Origin of the sequence: Janthinobacterium sp. EB271-G4-3-2 (assembly GCF_020858035.1) — a bacterium.
In the GTDB taxonomy this organism is placed as follows: Bacteria; Pseudomonadota; Gammaproteobacteria; order Burkholderiales; family Burkholderiaceae_D; genus Janthinobacterium; species Janthinobacterium aestuarii.
On sequence record NZ_JACYMG010000005.1, the window covers coordinates 255,396 to 277,311 of the forward strand.

25 protein-coding genes are annotated in these 21,916 nt (G+C 63.9%); 5 read left to right on the forward strand and 20 right to left on the reverse strand.

The window, feature by feature from the left end; genetic code table 11:
• The first annotated feature begins 9 nt into the window (after positions 1 to 9).
• The 3 genes from IGS55_RS13380 to IGS55_RS13390 all read left to right on the forward strand — a co-directional run bounded on the left by IGS55_RS13380 (position 10) and on the right by IGS55_RS13390 (position 3,592).
• Positions 10 to 477 (forward strand): (2Fe-2S)-binding protein, encoded by a 468-nt coding sequence (locus tag IGS55_RS13380; RefSeq protein WP_230517514.1) that lies wholly within the window; start codon positions 10 to 12, stop codon positions 475 to 477.
• The gene (locus IGS55_RS13385; protein WP_230517515.1) at positions 470 to 2,788 is read left to right on the forward strand and encodes a xanthine dehydrogenase family protein molybdopterin-binding subunit; all 2,319 of its coding nucleotides are present in this window, start codon (positions 470 to 472) and stop codon (positions 2,786 to 2,788) included. Before IGS55_RS13380 ends, IGS55_RS13385 begins: the two co-directional genes overlap by 8 nt.
• A 138-nt stretch (positions 2,789 to 2,926) precedes the next feature.
• On the forward strand, positions 2,927 to 3,592 hold the full coding sequence (locus tag IGS55_RS13390) for a dienelactone hydrolase family protein (protein ID WP_230517516.1): 666 nt from the start codon (positions 2,927 to 2,929) through the stop codon (positions 3,590 to 3,592).
• Positions 3,593 to 3,628: 36 nt separating this feature from the next.
• On the opposite strand, the gene IGS55_RS13395 is transcribed toward IGS55_RS13390, so the two are convergent.
• The 9 genes from IGS55_RS13395 to IGS55_RS13435 form a co-directional block, all read right to left on the reverse strand.
• Positions 3,629 to 3,850, reverse strand: a complete 222-nt coding sequence (locus IGS55_RS13395; protein WP_230517517.1) for a hypothetical protein — start codon at positions 3,848 to 3,850, stop codon at positions 3,629 to 3,631.
• Positions 3,847 to 4,872: a hypothetical protein gene (locus tag IGS55_RS13400; protein WP_230517518.1), complete on the reverse strand. Its 1,026-nt coding sequence runs from the start codon at positions 4,870 to 4,872 to the stop codon at positions 3,847 to 3,849. The genes IGS55_RS13395 and IGS55_RS13400 overlap by 4 nt, the downstream gene beginning before the upstream one ends.
• 72 nt (positions 4,873 to 4,944) lie before the next feature.
• Positions 4,945 to 5,328 carry a hypothetical protein gene (locus tag IGS55_RS13405; protein ID WP_230517519.1) on the reverse strand — a complete coding sequence of 128 codons (384 nt, stop codon included), beginning with the start codon at positions 5,326 to 5,328 and terminating at the stop codon, positions 4,945 to 4,947.
• A 297-nt stretch (positions 5,329 to 5,625) separates the two neighbouring features.
• Positions 5,626 to 6,498 carry an S-formylglutathione hydrolase gene (gene fghA / locus IGS55_RS13410; protein ID WP_329958143.1) on the reverse strand — a complete coding sequence of 291 codons (873 nt, stop codon included), beginning with the start codon at positions 6,496 to 6,498 and terminating at the stop codon, positions 5,626 to 5,628.
• A 56-nt stretch (positions 6,499 to 6,554) separates the two neighbouring features.
• On the reverse strand, positions 6,555 to 7,418 hold the full coding sequence (locus tag IGS55_RS13415; RefSeq protein ID WP_230517520.1) for an NAD-dependent protein deacetylase: 864 nt from the start codon (positions 7,416 to 7,418) through the stop codon (positions 6,555 to 6,557).
• A 48-nt stretch (positions 7,419 to 7,466) separates the two neighbouring features.
• The gene (lepB, locus tag IGS55_RS13420; protein ID WP_070304325.1) at positions 7,467 to 8,138 is read right to left on the reverse strand and encodes a signal peptidase I; all 672 of its coding nucleotides are present in this window, start codon (positions 8,136 to 8,138) and stop codon (positions 7,467 to 7,469) included.
• Between the two features lie 161 nt (positions 8,139 to 8,299).
• The gene (locus IGS55_RS13425; protein ID WP_230517521.1) at positions 8,300 to 8,545 is read right to left on the reverse strand and encodes a hypothetical protein; all 246 of its coding nucleotides are present in this window, start codon (positions 8,543 to 8,545) and stop codon (positions 8,300 to 8,302) included.
• Positions 8,542 to 8,793 (reverse strand): hypothetical protein, encoded by a 252-nt coding sequence (locus IGS55_RS13430; RefSeq protein WP_230517522.1) that lies wholly within the window; start codon positions 8,791 to 8,793, stop codon positions 8,542 to 8,544. Before IGS55_RS13430 ends, IGS55_RS13425 begins: the two co-directional genes overlap by 4 nt.
• A gap of 130 nt (positions 8,794 to 8,923) precedes the next feature.
• Positions 8,924 to 9,463, reverse strand: a complete 540-nt coding sequence (locus IGS55_RS13435) for a GNAT family N-acetyltransferase (RefSeq protein ID WP_230517523.1) — start codon at positions 9,461 to 9,463, stop codon at positions 8,924 to 8,926.
• Positions 9,464 to 9,546: 83 nt separating this feature from the next.
• On the opposite strand from IGS55_RS13435, the gene IGS55_RS13440 reads away from it, so the two are divergent.
• Entirely contained in the window at positions 9,547 to 9,939 is a 393-nt protein-coding gene (locus IGS55_RS13440) for a VOC family protein (protein ID WP_230517524.1), read from the forward strand.
• 1 nt (position 9,940) lies between these two features.
• Here IGS55_RS13440 and IGS55_RS13445 read toward each other — a convergent pair whose 3' ends face one another.
• Positions 9,941 to 10,525, reverse strand: coding sequence for a DinB family protein (locus IGS55_RS13445; protein ID WP_230517525.1), 585 nt, complete (start codon positions 10,523 to 10,525; stop codon positions 9,941 to 9,943).
• 151 nt (positions 10,526 to 10,676) lie between these two features.
• On the opposite strand from IGS55_RS13445, the gene IGS55_RS13450 reads away from it, so the two are divergent.
• Positions 10,677 to 11,672 (forward strand): HDOD domain-containing protein, encoded by a 996-nt coding sequence (locus IGS55_RS13450; protein WP_230517526.1) that lies wholly within the window; start codon positions 10,677 to 10,679, stop codon positions 11,670 to 11,672.
• Positions 11,673 to 11,698: 26 nt separating this feature from the next.
• Here the strand turns inward: IGS55_RS13450 and IGS55_RS13455 are convergent, their stop codons facing one another.
• From IGS55_RS13455 to IGS55_RS13500, 10 genes are all read right to left on the reverse strand, one after another.
• On the reverse strand, positions 11,699 to 12,400 hold the full coding sequence (locus IGS55_RS13455; protein WP_230517527.1) for an ABC transporter ATP-binding protein: 702 nt from the start codon (positions 12,398 to 12,400) through the stop codon (positions 11,699 to 11,701).
• Complete coding sequence (locus tag IGS55_RS13460; protein WP_034757316.1) at positions 12,393 to 13,106, reverse strand: ABC transporter ATP-binding protein; 714 nt, start codon at positions 13,104 to 13,106, stop codon at positions 12,393 to 12,395. The genes IGS55_RS13455 and IGS55_RS13460 overlap by 8 nt, the downstream gene beginning before the upstream one ends.
• Positions 13,099 to 14,061: a branched-chain amino acid ABC transporter permease gene (locus tag IGS55_RS13465; protein WP_230517528.1), complete on the reverse strand. Its 963-nt coding sequence runs from the start codon at positions 14,059 to 14,061 to the stop codon at positions 13,099 to 13,101. Before IGS55_RS13465 ends, IGS55_RS13460 begins: the two co-directional genes overlap by 8 nt.
• Positions 14,058 to 14,930, reverse strand: coding sequence for a branched-chain amino acid ABC transporter permease (locus IGS55_RS13470; RefSeq protein ID WP_034757323.1), 873 nt, complete (start codon positions 14,928 to 14,930; stop codon positions 14,058 to 14,060). The genes IGS55_RS13465 and IGS55_RS13470 overlap by 4 nt, the downstream gene beginning before the upstream one ends.
• A 106-nt stretch (positions 14,931 to 15,036) precedes the next feature.
• Positions 15,037 to 16,203 carry an ABC transporter substrate-binding protein gene (locus tag IGS55_RS13475; protein ID WP_230517529.1) on the reverse strand — a complete coding sequence of 389 codons (1,167 nt, stop codon included), beginning with the start codon at positions 16,201 to 16,203 and terminating at the stop codon, positions 15,037 to 15,039.
• Between the two features lie 60 nt (positions 16,204 to 16,263).
• Positions 16,264 to 17,802, reverse strand: a complete 1,539-nt coding sequence (locus IGS55_RS13480; protein ID WP_230517530.1) for a class I adenylate-forming enzyme family protein — start codon at positions 17,800 to 17,802, stop codon at positions 16,264 to 16,266.
• 11 nt (positions 17,803 to 17,813) lie between these two features.
• Positions 17,814 to 18,968, reverse strand: coding sequence for an acyl-CoA dehydrogenase family protein (locus IGS55_RS13485; RefSeq protein ID WP_230517531.1), 1,155 nt, complete (start codon positions 18,966 to 18,968; stop codon positions 17,814 to 17,816).
• A gap of 50 nt (positions 18,969 to 19,018) precedes the next feature.
• On the reverse strand, positions 19,019 to 19,843 hold the full coding sequence (locus IGS55_RS13490; RefSeq protein WP_230517532.1) for an IclR family transcriptional regulator: 825 nt from the start codon (positions 19,841 to 19,843) through the stop codon (positions 19,019 to 19,021).
• Positions 19,844 to 20,129: 286 nt separating this feature from the next.
• Positions 20,130 to 21,059, reverse strand: coding sequence for an alpha/beta hydrolase (locus tag IGS55_RS13495; RefSeq protein ID WP_230517533.1), 930 nt, complete (start codon positions 21,057 to 21,059; stop codon positions 20,130 to 20,132).
• On the reverse strand, positions 21,056 to 21,910 hold the full coding sequence (locus IGS55_RS13500; RefSeq protein WP_230517534.1) for an alpha/beta fold hydrolase: 855 nt from the start codon (positions 21,908 to 21,910) through the stop codon (positions 21,056 to 21,058). Before IGS55_RS13500 ends, IGS55_RS13495 begins: the two co-directional genes overlap by 4 nt.
• Positions 21,911 to 21,916 lie beyond the last annotated feature (6 nt).

Below are 21,916 nucleotides of genomic sequence, written 5' to 3' on the forward strand. Positions count from 1 at the left end.
AAAGACTCTATGTACAACATGACCGTGAATGGCCAGCCCTTCGGCACCGAGACCGATGCCGAGACGCCCCTGCTGTGGGTGCTGCGCGACGAAGTTAAATTAAAAGGCACGAAGTTTGGCTGCGGCATCGGCATGTGCGGCGCCTGCACCGTGCACGTGGATGGCCGCGCCATGCGCTCGTGCATCACGCCGATTGCCGCCGTGGCCGGCTGCGCCATCACCACCATCGAAGGCCTGTCGCCCGATGGCACGCACCCGTTGCAGCGGGCGTGGCTCGCCACGCAGGCGCCCCAGTGCGGCTATTGCCAGTCGGGCCAGATCATGCAGGCGGCCACCCTGCTGAAAGATTATCCGCAGCCGACCGATGCGAATATCGACGCCGTCATGAGCGGCAACCTGTGCCGCTGCATGGCGTATGTGCGCATCCGCAAGGCGATCAAACTGGCGGCCGGCATGCAGGAGGCGCCTGGTGTATAAGTTACCGAAGGAAAATTCAGGGACCCGCCCCAGCGCGCTGGGCCGGCGCGGTTTCCTGATCGCCGCCGCCGGCACGGGATTTACGCTCGCCTTTTTGCGCGCCGACAGCACCCTGGCCGCAGGCAAGGCGGCGCCCGTGCCGCCAAAGCAAAGCGCCGCACCCGTGTTCGATCCCAGCATCTGGTTCCAGATCGGCCGCGACGGCATCGTCACCGTCAACATCGCCAAGGCGGAAATGGGCCAGCATATCGGCACGGCCCTGGCGCGCATCGTGGCCGAGGAGCTTGAAGCGGACTGGAGCAAAGTACGCCTGCATTACGTGGACACGGATCCGAAATGGGGCTTGATGGTGACGGGCGGCAGCTGGTCCGTCTGGCAGAATTTCGATCCGCTCAGCCGTGCCGGCGCGGCCGGCCGCCTGGCGCTGGTCGAGGAGGGCGCGCGCCTGCTGCGCGTGCCCGTGTCCGCCTGCCACGCCCGGCTGGGCGTCGTGCATGGCCGGGGACGCTCGATCAGCTATGGCGACATCGTGCGCCGTGGCAAGCTGGCGCGCCAGTACACGCGCGAGCAACTGAAAGCCATCGTGTTGAAAACGCCGCCGCAGCGCAGTCTGATCGGCCAGCACGTGCAGGCGCTCGACATCCCCGCGAAAATCAATGGCACGGCCGTGTACGGCATCGATGCGGAAGTCGAGGGCATGCTGTTTGCGCGCCCGAAGATCCCGCCCACGCGCTACGGCGCGAAAGTGGTCTCCATCGATGATACGGACGCGAAAAAGGTGCAGGGTTATTTGCGTTCGTTCGCCTTGCAGGATCCCAGCGGCACGGTACCCGGCTGGGTCATGGTGGTGGCCGAAACGTATGCGGCCGCCATGCGCGCGGCCGAGCTGGTGCAAGTGAAATGGCGGGCCGGCGCGGCGGCCCACGTGGCGGAGCAGGATATTGTCAACTACGCCGCCAAGCAGCTGGCCGATGCCGGCCTGGGCGCCCGCGTGGTCGATGATGATGGCGTGGAGCAAGCGTTCAACGATGCCAGCCTGCAGCTGGAACGCCACTACACGACCAGCACCGTGTTGCATTTCCAGCTGGAACCCGTCAATGCCCTGGCGCAGGAAATCGAAGGCGTCTGGCATATCCATGCGGGCAACCAGTGGCAATCATTGATACTGCCCGTGCTGGCGCAGGCGTTGAAGGTGCCGGAGAGCCATGTCATGCTGCACACCTATCTGCTCGGTGGCGGTTTCGGGCGGCGCCTGAATGGTGATTATTGCGTGCCGGCCGCGCTGGCGGCGCAAGCCTTGGGACGGCCCGTCAAGATGATATGCACGCGGGCCGACGACACCCGTTTCGATTCGCCCCGTTCGCCCTCCGTGCAGCACGTGCGCATGGCCTTCGACGACGCCGGCAAGGTGTCGGCGATGGTGCACGAGGCCAGCGCGGGCTGGCCCACGCAAGTGATGATCCCCGCCTTCCTGGCCAAGGATAAGCAGGGCCATCCGTATGACCCGTTCGCCATCGCCGGCGCCGACCACTGGTATTCGGTGGGTGCGCAGCGCGTGCGGGCCGTGTCGAACGACCTGGCCAACAGCAGTTTCCGCCCTGGCTGGCTGCGCTCCGTGGGGCCTGGCTGGACGAATTGGGCTGTGGAAAGTTTCATGGACGAGGCCGCGCAGGCGGCCAAGGTCGATCCGCTGGCGTTCCGTTTATCACTGTTGCAGGCGACGGGGCGCAATGCGGGCAGCGCGCCGAACGCCGTCGGCGGCGCCGCGCGCCTGGCCCATGTGCTGCGGCGCGTGGCGGAAAAAGCGGGCTGGGGCACGGCCATGCCGCCCGACACGGGCCTGGGCATCGCCGCCACGTTTGGCCAGGAACGTGACATGCCGACCTGGACGGCCTGCATTGCCAGAGTGAAAGTAGACCGCAGCACTTGCATGGTGAAAGTCGAAAAGCTGTTCATGGTGATCGACGCGGGCAGCATCGTCGACCCCGATGGCGCGCTGGCGCAGGCGGAAGGGGGCGCCCTGTGGGGCGTGAGCATGGCCTTGCATGAAGGCACGGCTTTCCTCAACGGCCAGGTGAAGGATACCAACCTGAATACCTACACGCCCCTGCGCATGGCCGACGTGCCCGAGCTCGACATCGAATTCGTTGCAAGCACGCAAACATCGACGGGCATGGGCGAGCCGCCCACGACGGCCGTGGCGCCGGCGATCGGCAACGCCATTTTTGCCGCCGTGGCCTCGCGCGTGCGGCATTTGCCGATCCGCCCGGAAGCCGTGCTGAAGGGGCTGGACCGGCACGGCGCCGTCTGATGCGCGCGCGTGGCGAATTTGACGTGCGCCGCGCGAGAACTGGCGCAGGCTGGTACACTGATGCTTGCCGATCAGCGCATTAGCAGCGTGATTTCAGCTTGATGTCAGCGTCATTCCAGCTCGATAGCGGAGGCAGCCATGCAAGAACAATTTGTCAGCATCACGGCCGATGAACTTCAAATGGACGGCGTGCTTGAAATGCCCGAGCGGCCCGTGGGCATCGTCCTGTTTGCCCACGGGGCGGGCGCCGATAGCGACTATCTGGGCGCTTCCAGCCACGCCACCTCCCAGGATTTTTTGCGAGCGGGCATCGCCACCTTGCGCTTCGACCAGGGCGGTGTCGGGCCTGGCGGCGGCAGCAATGGCCACGCGTATTTCGTGCGCGGCGATATCGTGCTGCTGGCGCGCCAGCTGGAAAAAGCGCTGGGCTGGCTGCAAGTGGACCCATCCACGCGGCGCTTGCCCTGCGGCTTGTATGGCTATGGCACCAGCGCGGCCGTCGTGATGCAATTGGCGGCCTGGCGCAGCGCGGAGATCGCCGCGCTGGCCGTCTGCGATGGCCAGGTGGAAATGGCCGGCAAGGCGGCGCTGGAAAACGTGCGGGTGCCATCGCTGCTGATCGTGGGCGGACGCGACCCCGACGTGGCCGGCCTGAACCGCATGGCATTTGCCACCTTGCGTTGCGACAAGCAATTGGAACAGATCGCCGCGCCCGGCGGCCCCGACACGCGCCACCAGGCGGCCCTGCTGGCCACGGACTGGTACACGCGCCATTTCAACGGACATACCAGTACGGCGCAGTAGGGATCACCGTCCGCTTGCTGTGGAGGCAAGGCCTTGTCAGCTTGGCGAGCTGACATTGCGCTGCGGGGTGGGCGTCAGGCATTCACATTGCCAGGAAACCGCTTCGTAGGTCAGATCCTTGACGTCGGGAGGGGGAGCTGTGTTTTCGAAAAGTTTCATCTTGTAGTAAATCGTGACTGCCCGCAGCGCTGTTTCCTTGAAATCACGATGGCGATCGTATATGGCACGCGGTGTGATCTCAAAGCCGCGCTTGCTCATCTGCTCGTATACCTCTTGCGTCGAGGTCCCTTCATTGAACTCACCCGTAAAGATGGGTTTTTTTTATCCTGAGATTGCTGCAAGACTTCCACTGTGCCGCCACATAGCATGCCAACCCAGCTAGCCAAGGAGCCTTGAAAAACCCGGAACCGTACGGTGTACGCATGCAAACGGGCAAAAAAAAGATGCACCTTGGCTGGATTTTCTATTTCGGCAAGATCAATGATGGCAAAGCTGTTTTTCGTACTGGCCATGTTATTGACATCCGTTTCTTTCCTCTTATTTTCGGATAACAAGCGTATCGTCTTATCAGAGATTTCTACGATTTTTCTGATGTTTTCCACGCTCACGTCTGCCGCTTGCGTGCCCAGTTTTACCTGGCGCCGTATGTGGTCGCGCAGCACATTGAATTCGCAAAGCAGTGCGAGGCGTGGCAGGAATTCCGGCGCATGGCAGGATGTCAAGGCGGCACCGGGATGCTTGACGCTTTTCAGCACGCCCATCCTGGACAACCAGGCAAAGCAATCGATGGGCGCGGCAATAAACTCAAAAGCAAACATGCGCTCCATCAAACGGTAACGCACGGTGGATGGTGCCTGTGCGTATTTTTCCAGCAAATTGTTCGTGATGTCGATGATCACGTCCTTGTCGCACGCATGGGCCTTACTCAGAACGGCGAGTACATACCCTTCAAAAAAGTTCAGCTTGTATCTTTCGCTTGCCTCAAGCCGCTCCATGGTGATGTCCTCGGGCAGTGGAGGAACATTGTCAGGATAAGTCTCTTTCAGTAAAAATAGCGAGTCGGACAATTCTGCTTCCATCAGGCACAAGACGCCATGTTTGACGACCTGCCGTTGTACGCCGGCCATGCCCTTGTCCGTAAGCTCGCGAGCCAGATCCTCGGCGAGACTCTTCAGCCAGCGATGTTCCTGGGTAAAAAGGCAATGCACCAGAATCTGGTTGAAGAATAATTGATCCAGCAGATCCAGGCCAGCCGTGTGAGATGCCGATATGCGGGCCATGCCCATGCTCCAAAGTGAAGGCGGCTCAGTGTCCGCCTGAGTGTGTTTCATGAAGGTTTGGCGTGGTACAGCTCAGGTGGCAGCGGCCGCCACCGCGCCGGAAACCGCCGCTCCCAACGTCGCTCCCCCTGCGCCGACAACCATGGCGCCCGCCGCCATGCCTCCGCCACCAGCAGCGAGAGCGCCGCCGCCCAAGGCTGCGAGGGACCCGTTGACCAGTGCGGCGCCAGCCGTGGTGCTGATGAGCGTTCCGGTACTGGCGGCCCCCAGCAAGCCTGTCGTGCCGATCACGCCGGCAATCGGGCCGGCAAACGCCAGCGCGGTACCGCCGGTGGCGACCGTGGCGACACCGATCGCAATGGACTTGACGGGATTTTCCGCGATCGTGTCCACGGCAGAGCCTATGGCATCCACGGCTGCATCCATGATCTCGCCAATAAAATCAAACATACCCATGACCTTCTCCTATGTAGTGAGCAGAATATCGAGCAGAAAAAGACGGCCTTTTCCTGAACTGCTGCCCGCATTGTAGGAGCGCAGGTATTGCCGGTCTATTTGCTATTCGGGTGTACCGTTTTACACAATCAGGCATCTTGAAAAAGCTTGCGGCACCCGAATCGGCCCCGGCGGTCTGGCATGCAAGTTTGCTTCGACTAGCCAGGCTCAAGCTGATCCGATCCGTCACGGGCCGTGAGCGAAGAATCGAAAAAAACCGGTATTGATGGCATTGACGTGTTCCGGTGCCTTGCTGGCTTATGCCATCAGGGCGCGCAAGTTGCGCGCATGGAAGCGCACATGGTCTTCCATGAAGCTGGCGATGAAGTAATAGCCGTGGTCATAGCCGGCATGGCGGCGCAGCCGTAATGGCTGGCCGGCGTCGCGGCACGCCGCTTCGAAGACGTCGGGGTGCAGTTGTTCGGGCAGGAATTTGTCGGCCAGGCCCTGGTCGATCAGGATGCCTTCGGGGAATAGCGGCGGCTGGCCCTGCAGGCCGCGCATCAGCGCGCTGGCGTCGTACTGCTGCCAGCTGGCGGCATCGCTGCCCAGGTAGCCCGTGAATGCTTTCTTGCCCCACGGACATTGGCTCGGTGCGGCGATGGGGGCGAAGGCGGACACGGAGCGGAACAGGCCAGGATTGCGCAAGGCCAGCACCAGTGCGCCATGGCCGCCCATCGAGTGGCCGAAAATGCCCGTGCGTTGCGCATCGATCGCCAATTCCTGTTCCAGCAGGGCGCGCAATTCCAGGATATAGCTGTACATCCGGTAGTGGCTGCGCCACGGCGCTTCGGTGGCGTCCACGTAAAAGCCGGCGCCCGCGCCGAAATCCCAGGAGTCGCTTTCGCCCGCGATGTTCGCGCCACGGGGGCTGGTGTCAGGCGTGACCAGGATCAGGCCTTCCTCGGCCGCCACGCGTTGCGCGCCGCCCTTGATCATGAACGTTTCTTCCGTGCAGGTCAGGCCCGCCAGGTAAAACAGGGCGGGGCGCTTGGTAGTGACCGTGGCGCCTGGCACCGTGTCGGGAATGAAGGCCGAGAAACGCATGGGCAAGCCGATGGCTTGCGCGTCGTGGCGATAAAAGCGTTGTACGCCGCCAAAACAGGCGTGTTCACTCAACAGTTCCAGCATGAATTCTCCTCGTTAATGCCACAGTATAGCCAGAGCGGCGCAGGGCCGGCACAGGATCAGCCCAGCATGGCCGCTAATGCAGGCAAGATGTCTTGTGCCGGGGCATCGGTCTTGAATGCCAGCAAATGGTCGGCGCGCGTCTTGCCCATGTTGATGGCGGCCACGGGCTTGCCCGTTTCGGCCGCCATGCGGCACAGGCGAAAGCTCGAATACACCATGACGGACGAGCCCACCACCAGCAGGGCGCTGGCCGCGTGCATCTTGCTTTCGGCCTCGGCCGCGCAGGCGGCGGGGACGCCATCGCCGAAAAACACCACGTCGGGCTGCAGGGTGCCGCCGCAGCGGGGACACACGGGCACGTGGAAAGTGGCCAGCTGGGACGGCTCGAGCAAGGCGTCGCCATCGGGCGCCGGCGTGGCCGTGGCGCCCAGCAGTTGGGGATTGTCGCGTTCGAGCTGCTCCTGGATCAGGCGGCGCGTGTGGCGGGTACGGCAATCGAGGCAGACGACGCCATGTATGCTGCCGTGCAACTCCGTGACGGCGGGGCTGCCGGCCTGCTGATGCAGGCCATCGACGTTTTGCGTGACCAGGCCGCCGACCTGCTGGCGCTGGGCCAGTTGCGCGATGGCCAGGTGGCCGGCATTCGGCGTGGCGCGCGCCAGGGTCGGCCAGCCCACCATGCTGCGCGCCCAGTAGCGGCGGCGCACGGCTTCCTGGCGGCGAAAATCGGGTCCTTGCACGGGGGCATTGCCGCGCCGCACGCCTTCCGTATCGCGGTAGGCCGGTATGCCGGACGCCGTGCTGATACCGGCGCCTGTCAGCAGCAGCACGTCGGGATGGCGCTGCAGGAACTGCGCCAGCTGCTCGAGGGGACGATTGTCGCTGGCGGACTGCTGGCTGGCTGAGGAAAAGTTTTGCATGATGCGCCATGCTAACCGAAAAGCATGGCGCTGTTGCAATGGTCGTGTTTACTCCAGCTTCATGCCGAAACGCTGCAGCCGCGGCTGCCAATGCTCCTGGATATTGGCCGAGACGAGGATGCGCTCGGCCTTGCCGATCAGCAATGCGCGGGGCACAAAGCCGAAGTAGCGCGAGTCGGCGCTGTTGTCGCGGTTATCGCCCAGCATGAGGAAATGGTCGGCCGGCACCGTCACGGGGGCAAAGCTGCGGGCCGCGCCCGCGATTTGCGGCAAGACCTGGATGCGGTGCTGTTCCGTCTGGTTGCGTTCGCTGATGCGCTGGGCCGTCAGCTGGCCCACGTGGGCGATGGTTTCAGGCGCCGTGTCGAGCGCCGTGTACTGGGCAGGCTGGCCATTGATGACCAGCTGTTCATTGCGCATTTCCACCGTGTCGCCGGGCAGGGCGATGATGCGCTTGATCAGGCGTGTGCCGTCTTTCGGCGAGGAAAAGGTGACGATGTCGCCCCGCTGCGGTTCCCCCAGGCGCTGCAGCACGATATCGGTGAGCGGCACTTTCAGGTTGAAGGCGAGGCGGTTGACGAAGACCACGTCGCCCTCGAGCAGGTTGGGGCGCATGGACGCCGACGGGATGGGATTCCAGTCCGCCACGGCCGTGCGGAACACGCCGAACAGCAGGAGAAACATCAAAAAACCTTTGTTGGCGCGCATCCATGTGCTCATATTGGCTCTTTCGCTGGGCTGTGCCCGTGATGGTGGGGGAGGCGCCATGGCTGCTGGCACCATATCACGATGCACGGCGAGGCTGAAGCCAGTCTTAAATCAAGTGCATGCGGGGCCGATGGCGTGACCGCTGTTGCGTGCACGCATCACCGTGCAAGCCATCAGGGATGGCGGCACGGCGCTTGCGTATCGTCGTTGCCGTTCGGCAGGCGCTTGCCATGCATTTCATCCCACAGTTCGCCCAGCGCCACCAGCAGGCCGCCGGCGACGAGGGGGATCGCCACCAGCCATGGCATGCTGTCGAGCCAGGGGCCCAGCAGGATGGCCGAGGCCACGGCGATGACGAGGGCGCTGCACCAGAAACGGCGCGGATGCCGGAGTGTGAACAGGTAATGAAGGTGCTTCATATATCCTCCTTGGTGAGCATGCGGAACAGCCGGGCGGCCAGGATGCTGCTGACGGCGACGACGATGCCGCCGTCCAGGAAAAACAGCACCTTGCCCACCAGGTGCATGCCCTGTATCAGGTAGGCGGGCAGTTCCTGCGCTTCCGCCCATTGCGTCATGCGTGCCAGCACGATGGCGGCGGCAAAGATGACGATGGCCAAGGTCAGTACCAGCAGCACATGTTCGAACAGGCGTAGCCGCAGTTTCATGTTGGACTTGGCAAGATATTAAAAATTCCCGAGCCTTGACGTTATCAGCCCAATATCGTCCTGCTTTGCGTTGTGACAAAGTCGCAACCGATAGGCTGAAAGTCGCGTTGACGCTGGAAAATGCCGCGTCTTAGCCCGTGGCCTTGTCGTTGCGCCGTTCAAAATACAGCAAGTCCGACCAGTCACCCTGGAAAAGCATGGCTTTTTCCGAGCGCCCGTACTGGTGAAAGCCGTTGCGCTGCATGACGGCGACCGAGCCCAGGTTTTGCGGCCGCGCCGTCGCTTCCAGGCGCCACAGATCCAGCGCGCCAAACGCTTCATCCAGCAGCAGGGCCACCACGCGCGTGGCGTAGCCGCGTCCGCCGAACCGTTCGCCGATGCGGTAGCCGAGCGCTGCCTTGTTGAAATAAGGGCGCGTGACGCCCGTCAGGTTGACCCTGCCGATGATTTGCCCATCCAGCTTGGCCAGGTACTGGTAGGCGCGGTCCTGCTCGCGTTCGCGCTGCGCCTGTTCGATGGCGGCGGCGATGGCTTCCTGCTGGTAGTAGGACGGCGCGCGGGCCGTGACCCAGTTTTCAAAATACGCGCGGTTTTCCAGTTCGAAGTCCAGCAAAGCGGGAAGGTCGGCGCTGGAGGGCGGGTGCAGCTGAAGGCGGTCGAGGTCTGGCATGGGAGCGTGTCGGAAAGCGATGCGCCATTATAATCAACTGGCGTATTTCGCCGCACACCCGTTTGAACTCATGAAGGAGCAGCATGCTGTCCCATATCTGCCTCGGCACCAACGACTTTCCCCGCGCCTACGCTTTCTATACGGCCCTGCTGGGAGAACTCGGTCTGATCGAAAAATTTCATGATCCGGCCAAGCCCTGGGCGGGCTGGATGGCGCAGCAGGCGCCGCGGCCCCTGTTCGTGCTGACGGCGCCGCATGACGGCTTGCCGGCCGCGCCCGGTAATGGCCAAATGACGGCCTTGCTGGCCGCCAGCCGTGCGCAGGTGGACCGCTGCCACCAGGCCGTGCTGGCGCTGGGCGCCGCGTGCGAAGGGCCGCCCGGCTTGCGCCCGCATTACCACGCCCATTACTATGGCGCCTATTTCCGCGACCTCGACGGCAACAAGTTGTGCGTCTGCTGCCACGCCGAGGAATAGTTCAGCGCGGGCCCCAGACGTCGTCTTCCGTCCAGCCCAGTTCCAGGAAATCCTGCGCCCGCTCGCTTGCCTCGCCGGCGCAATAGAATTCGTCGAGCTGGGGCGGCGCGATGCGCGTGCCGGCCAGCATGGCGTGCACTTGCCCCCGGTGGTGGATCTGGTGCTGGAACAGGTGCGCCAGCAGGCGCTGGCGCGTGTCGACTTGCGGGGTGTCGCGCAATATCGTCACGGGCCGCGCCAGGTCCGTGTCGCACAGGCTGCGGCAATGGGCGATCAGGCGCAGGTCCGACGCGCGCTGCGCCGCATGCAGGGCCGCGCAATCGGTGAACGGTTCATCGTGTTCAAAGAAGACGTAGCAGTCGGCATGCGGTGCTTCGCCGCGCAGCTCGCGTTCGAGCGCATCGAGATAAAACCAGTCGCATGTGAGGATGTGGTTCAGGGTGAACTGGATGGTGGGGAAAAAACTGACGCGCGTGGCCTCGAATTCGGCCTGGGTCAGCTGTCCGCAAGCCTTCAGCAGACGGTGGTTGGCCCAGCCGTTGTTATACGCCTGGCTGGTGAGGTAGTGCGCAAGTGGATTGTTCATGATGGATCGCTGGTCGAGCAGGGCAGGGGTCATTCAATGCCACTTTAGCATGTTGCGGCAGATGGACAAAGCGCTCACGCCAGCCGCACCAGCGCTGCCATCATCAAGTAAAATCATGGAGCGGATTGCGCGATAGTGATGCAGATAGGGCTTGGATAGCAAAATGGGCTGGATAGGAAAATTACTGAACGGCGGCGACGAAAAAAACAAGCCTGCGGCAGTCGCGGCAGCGGCGGCTGCCGAGGCGACACGGCAGCCAGCCACCATCACCGAAATCGATGCCATGTACTACCGCTGGCTGGCGGCCGCGAGTGCGGCGCAGGCGCCGGAGGAGACCGAACAGCAGATTCTGGACGAATTGGCGCGCCTGGCCCGTGAACCGATCGCTGGCGCTGCGCTGGTGCCGCGCATTCCGGCCATCATTCCGCAGTTGATGCGTACCTTGCAAGATGAAAACATGAGCGCGGCCAAGCTGTCGGCCCAGCTGGCCCAGGACGTGCTGCTGGTCGCCGAGGTCTACCGCGAAGCGAACCGGCCCTGCTACCAGTCGCGCTATAACGCCAGCCCGTCGATCAGCAATATGGAAGGCGCCATCATGCTGCTCGGGCAAAACGGCATGCGCATGCTGCTCGCCCGCGTCGCCTTCCGTCCCATCGTCAGCATGCAAAGCGGCGGACTGACCGTGCGCACGGCACCGCTGATCTGGCGCCAGTCCGAGAAATGTGCGCTGGCGGCCAGCCTGGTCGCGCCGGCCATGCATGCCAACGCCTTCGACGCCTATCTCGCGGGACTGATGGCCAATGTCGGCCTGGTGGTGGCGTTCCGGCTGATCGACCAGATGCATGCGCCCGATGTCTTCCCGCAATCGGACGCCTTCATTGCCCAGGTGTTTGCGCAAGCGCGCATCCTGTCGGTGCGGATCGCCGAATTGTGGGAGTTCCCCCAGTCCGTGACCCGCGCGATCGGGCAGGTGGGGCAGGCCGATGCCGATCCGCAGGCGCAAGCGCTGGCACTGGGCGAACGCTTGAGCAAGCTGCGCATGCTGGCCGATACGGGCCGCTTCCCCGCCGACGATCCTTTCGTGACGAGCGGACTCGACAAGAACGCCCTGCTGGCGTTTGGCAAACTGGCCGACGACGAGGACTGATGGCAACCGCGTGCGGCCGATATCGCTCAGCGCGCAAAATACAGTTCGTGCAGGTGTTCGAGGTCGACCTCATCGGCTTTTTGCGACAGCGCCACTTTACCGCTTTGCATCAGGTAGACGTGATCGGCCACGCCGACGGCGCGCGCCGTATTCTGCTCCACTAAAATGATGGTGCGCTTGCCGTCGTTCAGGCGCGCGAGGATCTCGAACAGTTCGTTGACCACCAGCGGCGCCAGGCCCAGCGACGGTTCGTCGATGATCAGCAGCGACGGATCCGACATCAGGCCCCGCGCCATCGCCAGCATCTGCGCCTCGCCGCCGGAGAGCGACCCGGCCAGCTGGCGGCGCCTCTCGTGCAGGCGCGGGAACATGGCGTAGGCTTCGGCCAGGCGCGCCGGCATGTGGCTGCGGTGCTCCTTCGGAAACGCGCCCATGATCAGATTTTCTTCCACGCTCATGTCGCGGAACGTCATGCGCCCCTCGGGTATCATCGTCACCCTCGCATCGCTCATCTTCCACGTCGGCGTGCCGTTGATGGCCACGCCGTCGAGCGCGATGCTGCCCGCGCCCACGGGCAGCAATCCCATGATGGCGCGCAGCAGGGTCGTCTTGCCGGCCCCGTTCGGGCCGATGATGGTGGTCAGCTTGCCCTTCTGGATCGACAGCGACACATCCCACAGCACATTGATGGCGCCATAGCCGGCGCGCAGGTTTTCAACTTTAAGCATGGGCTGCCCCTGTATAGCTTTCGATGACGGCCGGATCGCGGAAGACGGCGTCGGGTGTGCCGTCGGCGATCAGCTGGCCAAAATTGAGCACGGCCACGCGCTGGCACAGATTGCTGATGGTTTCGATATCGTGCTCGATCATGACGATGCCCACGCCAAAGGCCGCGTGCAAGTCCTTCAGCATGCCCATGAAGCGGCGCTTGCCGTTCGTTTCCAGGCCGGCCAGCACTTCGTCGAGCAGCAGCAGTTTCGGATTGGTGGCCAGCGCCTTGGCCACTTCCAGCGCTTTCAATTCCGTCAGCGCCAGTTCGCTGGCCGCGTCGCGCCCGGCCTTGTCAAGCAGGCTGGTGAAATCGAGGATTTCATCGATCTTGCGCATGTCGACCTTGCCGGTGCCGAAGCGCTGCGCCACGACGAGGTTTTCGCGCACCGTCAATTCATGCATCGGTTGCGGAATCTGGAAGGTGCGGCCCAGTCCCAGGCGGGCGCGCTGGTACATGGGCGTGGCCATGATGTCGCGTCCTTCGAAGCGGATGCTGCCGCTGGTGGGGCGCACGAGGCCCGAGATCGCATTGAACAGGGTGGTCTTGCCGGCGCCATTCGCGCCCACGAGGCCGATCACGTCGTGGCTTGCCACTTTCAACGTGACGGAATCGACGGCCGTCAGGCCGCCAAAGCGCACGGACACATTATCGAGTTCAAGCATGTGCTTTCTCCTTCGCTTTGAACATTTTGCGTAGCAGCGGCAGCAAGCCGTTCGGACTGAAGACGATCATCGCCACCAGCAGCACGCCCAGCACCAGCTGGTGGCCCGTGGGGATCAGCGACTTGAAAATCAGCTGGTCGACCAGGTAGACCACCACAGCGCCCAGCACGGGGCCGAGTATCGTGCGGTAGCCGCCGAAGATGGCCGCCACGATCGGCAAGGTCACCCACAGGCTGTTGAAGGCGTAGTCCGGTTCCAGGAAGTTGATGTAATGGGCGTTGAAGGCGCCGAACAGGCCTGCCATGAAGGCCGACACGAGCAGCATCGCGCCTTTCAGCAAGGTGCTGTTGACGCCGACGACGCGCGTGGCGTCTTCGCTGTCGTGCATGGCGCGCAGGGCGATGCCGTAGTGGCTGGCGCGGATGCGGCTGTAGGCAAACGCGCATGCCACCACCAGGGTCAGCACGACCAGGTAGGCGCCCGTCTTGCTGGCCAGGTCGAAGCCGAAGACGGTGGGCAAGGTGGGAATATTGTTGATGCCGCCGGCGCCGCCCGTCACCGAGCTCCATTCCGTCGCCAGGATGCGGAAGATGTGGGCGTAGGCGAGGATGGCCAGCGCAAAATACGGCCCGCGCAGGCGCAGCACGGGCAGCATGATGATGGCGGCGATAGCCGCGCCCGCGCCGCCCAGCAGCATGGCGGCAAACACCGGCAAGCCCAGTTTCACGGTGGCCAGCGCGGAGACATACGCGCCCACGCCGAAGAAGGCCGCGTGGCCGAAGCTGACCATGCCGCCCAAGTTACCCAGCAGGGCCCAGGACATGGCCACGCCGCCGATGACCAGGGCCGCCACCACCATGCTCATCACATACTGGTTGGCGCCCAGGGCCAGCGGCACGGCGATATAGGCGGCCAGCAGCAGGCCCGCCGTGGAAATCAAAGTCGAGCGCTTCATCCGCGCCTCCGTTGTGCGCCGAACAAGCCGTTCGGCATGATGAACAGCACCAGCAGGAACAGCACCATGCCCGACAATTCCTGCAGCGCGGAGCTGGCCAGGGTGACGGTCAAGGCTTCGGCCACGCCCAGCAGCACGGCGGCCAGCAGCACGCCGGGGATGGACCCGATGCCGGCCAATACCGTGATGATGAAGGCTTTCACCGTCAGCGCGCCGCCGTAGGCCGGCTGGATCACGCCATAGCTGAACAGGGCCACGCCGGCGAAGGCGGCCAGGATGCCGGCGACTAAAAAGGACACGAGTTCCGTGCGGCCCGGGTCGATGCCCATCAGCTTGGCCGCGTCGCGGTTGCTGGAGACGGCGCGCACGGCGCGGCCATACCAGCTGGTCGACAGCCAGCGCCACAGGGCCGCCATCAGCACCAGGCTGACGCCAAAGAAAATCACTTCGCTGCGCATGCTGAAAAACGGGCCGATCTCGATGCCTTCCTGCAGCCAGCTCGACGACGTCGAGCGGATGTCCGCCTTCCATACGAGCAGGATGAAATTGGTGAGGATCACGCCGATGCCGTAGGTGAGGATCAGCGAATTGATTTCGCGGTCTTTCTTGATGCGGCTGACGATCAGGTACACGCCCACGGACGTCAGGCTGACGATCACCAGCGCGATGGGAATGGCGAACATGGGACCGAGTCCCAGGCCTGATTCCACACTGTAGGCGATGTAGGCTGCCAGCAGCACCAGCTCGCCGTGCGCCAGGTTGATCACTTTCATGGTGCCGAAGACCAGCGCCAGTCCCAGTGCGATCAGGGCGTAGGAGCCGCCCTGCAGCAAGCCAGAATACAGGGCTTGCAAGATTAATTCTGTCATGTCGTCATCCCGTCAGGCAGGCCGGCGCATCGCGCATGATGCGCCGGCCTGCCGTTCATCGGTGCGCGTCCTGGCGGACGCGCGCATGTGCAGCGGGAGGCTGCTGCTACCAGGGCAGGGCTGGATAGGCGATCTTGCCCGTCGCGTGTTCCTTCGGCCAGACGATCACCACCTTCTTGTCCTGGTGCTGCGCCATGCGGTGCACGAAGTTCTGGTTGTCGCCATTGGCGGCAAACTGCACGCGGCCGATCAGGGTTTCGCGGTCCGTCTTGCGCATCTCGTCGGCCACGCCGCCTTTCTTGATGGTGCCCTTGTCGGCCGCGCGCGCGATCGCTTCGAACAGCAGCATCGATTGCACATAGCCGAACTGGCCCAGGTAGTCCGGCTCCTTCTTGTACAGCTGCTTGTAGGCGTCGCTGAAGGCCTTGCCGTCGGCTGTCTTGAATTCCGTGGGGAAGGGCAGCAGTGCCGTGCCGAACACGTTCGGCATCAGGTCGGGGAAGTCGGCCGCCATCTTCGGCGTGGCCAGCGACCACACGCCGACCATGGCCTTGATCTTCGGTTTGAGCACACGGGCGGCGCGGATGATGCCCACGTAATCGTTTTCGTAGCCGACCATGGCGACGACTTCCGATTTATCCTGCAGCTTGATCTTGTTGATGATGGGCTTGAAGTCGGTAATGGCAGGGTCGAACGAGTGCGTCGTCACTTTCACGCCCCTGGCGGCCAGGGCCTTTTCCACGTCTTTCGCCAGGCCCGTGGTGGCGTCCTTGGTCGAGTACACGATGGAGACGGACTTGGCGCCCACGTCCTGCAGCAATCCCAGCATGGCTTTTTCGTAGCCGGCCGTGTTATTGATGCGGAAAAAATTCTTGCGTCCGCTGGTCACCAGGCTGTCGTCCACGCCGCCCGAAGTGATGTAGACGAGGCCCAGTTTATTCGCCGTGTCCGAGGCGGGCGAGATATTGTTCGAGCCATAGCCGCCCGTGATGGCCACCACGCCCTGGCTGGCCAGCTTTTCCACGGCGGCGATGGCTTTGGCGGGCGCCGATTCGTCGTCGACGGTGATGATCTTGATCGTGTGCTTGCCGTTGGTCTTGTTGAATACCTCGGCCGCGACCATGATCCCTTCCTGCATGCCGGCGCCGACGCGCGCCAGGTTGCCCGTCAGCGGGATTTCCGCGCCGACCAGGAATTCGTCGGCGCTGGCCTGCGCCATCCAGGCGCTTGCAACCAGCGCTGCCATGGCGATGCGTGTGTAGGTGCGTTTCATCGTGTCTCCTCCGGTGATGTGGCTTGGTTTTATTGTCGGGTCTGGTACAGCAGGGTTAATTCACAGGGTATTCTGCGCCATTTGCCGCAGCTGCCCCTTTAAAATCTTGCCCGTGGCGGCGGCCGGCAGCGTTTCCATGACGATGATGGCGGACGGGCACTTGTATGGCGACAGGGTCTGCGCCAGCCAGGCCTGCAATTGTGCCACGCTGGCGGGCTGGCGCGGGTCCAGTTCCACGTAGGCGATGACGTCCTCGTTGCCATCGTCCAGCGTGCGTCCCACCACGGCCGACTGCACCACGGACGGGTGGGCGTTCAGGGCCGTTTCCACTTCCAGCGGATACACATTGAAACCGGAACGGATGATCAGTTCCTTGGTGCGTCCCACGATGAAGAGCGCGCCGTCGGGATCCTGGCGCGCCATGTCGCCCGTATTGAGCCAGCCGCCGTCGCGCATGGTGGCCGCCGTCATGGCCGGTTCGCGGTAGTAGCCGGCCATGATGTTCGGCCCGCGTATCCACAATTCGCCCGCTTCGCCTGGCGCCACGTCCAGGCCGCCCACGTCCACCACGCGCACTTCCACGCCGGGGATCGGCATGCCGACGGAACTGTCATGGCGCGGCGCATCGAGCCGGGTCTGGCTGATGGTGGGCGCGCTTTCCGTCATGCCGTAGCCATTGTGCAGCGCGGTGCCCAGCAGTTTTTCCACCTCGTGCTTGAGCGACGGCGCCAGCGGCGAGCCGCCCGCATACGCAAAGCGCAGCCGTGTCGGCAGCGGCGTGCCGGCACCGCCCAGGGTTTGCAGCAGCTTGGCGTACATGGCCGGCACGCCCTGCACGATGGTCAGTTCATCGTCCTTCAGGGCCGAGAGCAGGCCGTCGACGGAAAAGCGCGGCACCAGGTACAGCGCGGCGCCCGCATACAGGGTGCCCAGGGCCACCGAGGCCAGGCCGTACACGTGCGAAATCGGCAGCACGCCGTAGGCGCGGTCGCTGCGCGTCAAGCCCCGCAAGGCGCTGGAGACGGCGGCGATGAACAGCAGGTTGCGGTGCGTGAGCATCACGCCTTTCGACTGTCCCGTCGTGCCCGTCGTGTAGATCAGCGCGGCCACCTGTTCGTTGCCGGGGACCGTGTCTTCCGCGATGGCTGCCGCGTTCAAGCCGTCCGCCAGCAGCTCGCCCATGCCATCGACGGTGACGGCGCTGGCCCCGCGCCGCGCCGCATGGGCGGCCGCTTCCGGCGAGGTGCCGGCCAGGAACAGCACGCGCCGTGCGGAACTGTGCGTGGCGATGGTGTCGATTTCGCGCGCCGACAGGCGGGCATTGACGTTGACGATCCACGCGTCGATGCTGGCGGCAGCAAAAATCAGCGCCACCTGCAGAGCGCAGTTCTCGCCCACCACCATCAAGCGGTCGCCGGCGCGCACGTCCAGCTGGCGCAGCAGCAGCGCCGCATGTTCCACACTGTGCTGCAGCTGCGCATAGGTCCAGTGGCGGCCGCCTTCATGCAGCGCCGGCGCGTCGGGCGCGCGCGCCGCCCAGTAGGCGGGGATGGCCGACAGGCGCGCCGGCAAGCCGGCCAGCAGGGAAGGAATGTCCATCGCGGCCTCCTTCACTTTTGCGCTGCCTTGATCATGTTGCGGGCGATGACGATCTGCTGGATCTGCGTCGTGCCTTCGTAAATGCGGAACAGGCGCACGTCGCGGTAGAAACGCTCGGCCGCATATTCGCTGATGTAGCCGGCGCCGCCGTGGATCTGCACGGAGCGGTCGGCCACCCGGCCGCACATTTCGGAGGCGAACAGCTTGCAGCACGACGCTTCCGTCGAAATGTCTTCCTTGTTGTCGCGCCGGCGCGCCGCGTCGAGCACCATGCTGCGCGCCGCATAAATTTCGGCTTTGCTGTCGGCCAGCATGGCCTGGATCAGCTGGAATTCCGCGATGGGCTGGCCGAACTGCTGGCGCTCCATGGCGTAGGCAAGGGCATCGGCCAGCATGCGTTCGGCCGCGCCCACGCAGACGGCGGCGATGTGCAGGCGTCCCTTGTCGAGCACTTTCATGGCTGTTTTAAAACCCACGCCTTCCTTGCCGCCGATGATATTCGCGGCCGGGACACGGCAATTTTCAAAGATGACGTCGCAGGTATGCGCGCCTTGCTGGCCCATTTTTTTATCGATTTTTCCCAGCGAGAGGCCTGGCGTATCCTTTTCCACGATGAAGGCGGAAATGGCCGAGGCACCGCGCTTGACGAGGTCCGTGCGGGCCATCACCGTGAAGATGCTCGCTTCGGGCGCGTTGGTGATATAGCGCTTGCTGCCGTTGAGAATATAAAAGTCGCCATCGCGCACGGCCGTCGTGCGCAGCGAGGCCGCATCGGAACCGGAACCCGCTTCCGTCAGAGCGAACGAGCCGATGATCTCGCCGGCCGCCAGCTTGGGCAGGTAGTGCTGTTTCTGCGCTTCCGTGCCGTCGATGACGATGCCTTGCGAGCCGATGCCGTTGTTGGTGCCGATCAGCGAGCGGAAGGCGGGCGAGGTACGGGCGATCTCGAAAGCGACGCGCACTTCCTCTTCCATGCTCAGTTCCAGGCCGCCGTACGCTTCCGGAATCGACAGGCCGAACAGGCCCAGTTCGCGCATCTGCGCCACGATGGCGGGCGGGATCGTGTCCGTTTCAGCTACCAGCGCCTCGTTCGGCACCAGCACTTCGCGCACGAAACGGGCGATGCTGTCGAGCAGGATGTTCAGGGTTTCTTCGTCGCGTATCATCGGTTTCCTCGGCGCTTAGATTTGAGCTGTCGTTGGGAGGGGCGCGCAGTCTAACCGCGGCCCAGGTTTTTTTCCACTGTCTTGACGAGGGCCACCAGGCGCGGTCCCAGGTCGGATTCGAGTTTTTCGCGCGACAGCAAAAAGGCGGGGCCGCCGCAATTGAAGGCCATCACCTGTTCGCCGTCGAAGCCCAGCATGGGCACGCCCACGGCATGCACGTCGTTCTGCCACTCGCCGGCCGAGATGCAAAAACCCCGGTCCTGGTAATCCTTGAAGCCTTGTTCGATGCCTGCCTTGATGCGGGGCCAGCGCTCCGTTTCGTGCACCCTGGCGTGGTCCATCAGGTAGTCGCGCTCGGCCTGCGGCAGGATGCACAGCAGGGCCTTGCCCATGGCCGTCGTCATCAGCGGAATGCGCGAGCCGACGTCGAGGCGCAGGGTGACGTTGGCGCTGCTGCGGCACGTTTCCACGTAGACCATGCTGAGACGGTCGCGCGTGCCCAGCGAGACTGACGCCTGCGCGTGTTCCGCCAGCTCCTCCATCAGCGGGCGCGCCATCTTGCGCACGTCGAGATTCGACAGCATACGGTAGCCGAGGGCCAGCACGCCGGCGCCCAGCTGGTATTTTCCCAGGCTGTCCGAATAATTGAGGTAACCGAGTTTGGTGAGGGTATAGGTGAGGCGCGAAATCGTCGGCTTCGGGATGCCCGTGCGCTTGGCCATGTCCGCGTTCGACAGATAGACTTCGCCGGGGCGAAAGCAACGCAGCACTTCCAGTCCGCGCGCCAGCGCGTTGACGAACTGGCGGTCCTTGCCTTCCTCGTCATCGCCAAAGACGATCAGTTCCGGATCTGCCGCGGTCTGAATATTTGTCATATTTGCATTCATTTTCAGGCTCCCTGGAAATCAGTTTGCCTAGCCAACTGGAGCGTGTCAATCGTTTTGTGAAACATTCGTTCGCACAGCGAAATGCTGCGGTGCATGAAATTGTGCGGGAGAAATGTCTGAAAAATTGACGTGCGCCAGCGTTTCGGCGCTTGTCGCCTGAGTAGAGCCAAACAAGACGAAATGCGGCGGAAGAGAACACCATGGCTGTTGGCGGCGCCGTGATGCTGGCGCAGCAGGCCGCCGCCGTGGAGCCATCCCCGGCGACGGATTTTTCTTACACTCCCAGCGCTGTTCGCATCGCCTGGCCTGCCGCGTCGAACAATCCCCGCGCCGCTGGCGTCAAGCCCGGCATGTGCATAGCCGCATGGATCATGCCGTCGAGCTGCACGCACTGCGCCGCCACGTCATCGTCGCGCAGGCGCCGCGCATATGCCGCGCCTTCGTCATGCAGCGGGTCGTACTCGCATAACAGCACCGTGGCCGGCGGCAAGCCCTTGAGCGAAGCCGCCCGCAGCGGCGCCGCGTAAGGGCTGCCACCATCGGCCGGTTCGTTCAGGTAGGCCGACCAGCAAAAACGCATGGCGTCCCGGGTCAGCGAATGGCCCTGCGCATAGCGCTCGTACGAGTCCGTGTCGAAGGCGAAATCGAGCGCCGGATACAGCAGCAGCTGGTGCGCCAGCGCGGGACCGGCCTGGTCGCGCGCCATTAGCGCCGCTGCCGCGGCCAGGTTGCCGCCCGCGCTGTCGCCTCCCACGGCCAGCCGCCGCGCGTCGATGCCCAGCGCCGCCGCATGTTCGGCGACCCAGCACACTGCCCGGTAAAAATCGTCGAGTGGCACGGGAAACTTGTGCTCGGGCGCCAGCCGGTAGTCGACGGAAACGATCACGCAGCCGGTGGCGTTGGCCAGCGCGCGGCACGGATTGTCGTACAGGTCCAGCGAGCACAGACACCATCCACCGCCATGCGCAAAGACGATGGCCGGCAAGGGCTGGCCCGTGTCCGCGCCGGCCGGCACATAAGCGCGCACGGTCAGCGCATGCTCGCCGGGCAGCACGTAATCCTTGATGGCCGCGACGTCTTCCAATGGCCCGTGCAGCTGGCGCAGTCCCGTTTCCGTGGATGCGCGCAAGTCCGCCAGCGAGGCGGGCGGCGGCGCATCTTTTGTTTCCTCCAGCCAGGCGGCGATCAGCGGATCGAGGCTCACGCCAGCTCTCCCGCCAGGAAGGGCAGCAGGTGGGCGATGAACGCTTCCGGCTGTTCTTCCATGATGAAGTGGCCGCATTCGGCGACGATGGCGCCTTGCAGATTCTCCGCCTTGCCCTGCATGGTCAGCAGGGGCGCGTCGTTGGTCGCATGATCGGCGCCGATGGCCAGCACGGGCATGGCCAGGCTGCGCTTGGCCCGCTCGAGGTTTTGCTTGATGGTTTCGGGTATGGCGCGGTAGTAGGCGAAACCGGCGCGCAGGGCGCCCGGCGTGGCGTAGGCGTCCGCATACACGTCGACGGCCACCTTGTCGCGGCGGTACGACCAGCGGTCGAAAATGAAGCGGATGTATTCGCGCTCCTTGCCCGCCGTGAGCATTTCCGGCAAGTCCAGCACCTGGTTGAACATGAAGTGCCACAGGAAGATGTTGTCGGACGGCGCGACAAAAATCGGCGGCGCCGGTGCCAGGCCGGGAATGACGGCTTCCGTCAGCGCCAGTTTCGTCACGGCTTGCGGGAAGTCGCTGGCCAGCGCATAGCCGACCCACATGCCGATGTCGTGGCCGACGACGTCGTACTGCGCATGGCCCAGGGCCAGCATGGCGCGGTGCAAGGTGGTCGCCACGGCGCCCGTGTCGTAGCCGCCGGCCGGGCGGTCAGAGTAACCGCTGCCCGGCGGATCGATGGCGATGGCCTGGTAGCCGCTGGCGGACAGCGCCGCCATCACGTGGCGCCACGCATACCAGGTCTGCGGCCAGCCGGGGATCAGCAGCACGGGCTTGCCTTCGCCGGCAATCACGCAATGCAGGCGCTGGCCATCGATGCGGACGTAGTCGTGAATGAAGTCGTTCATATGGTT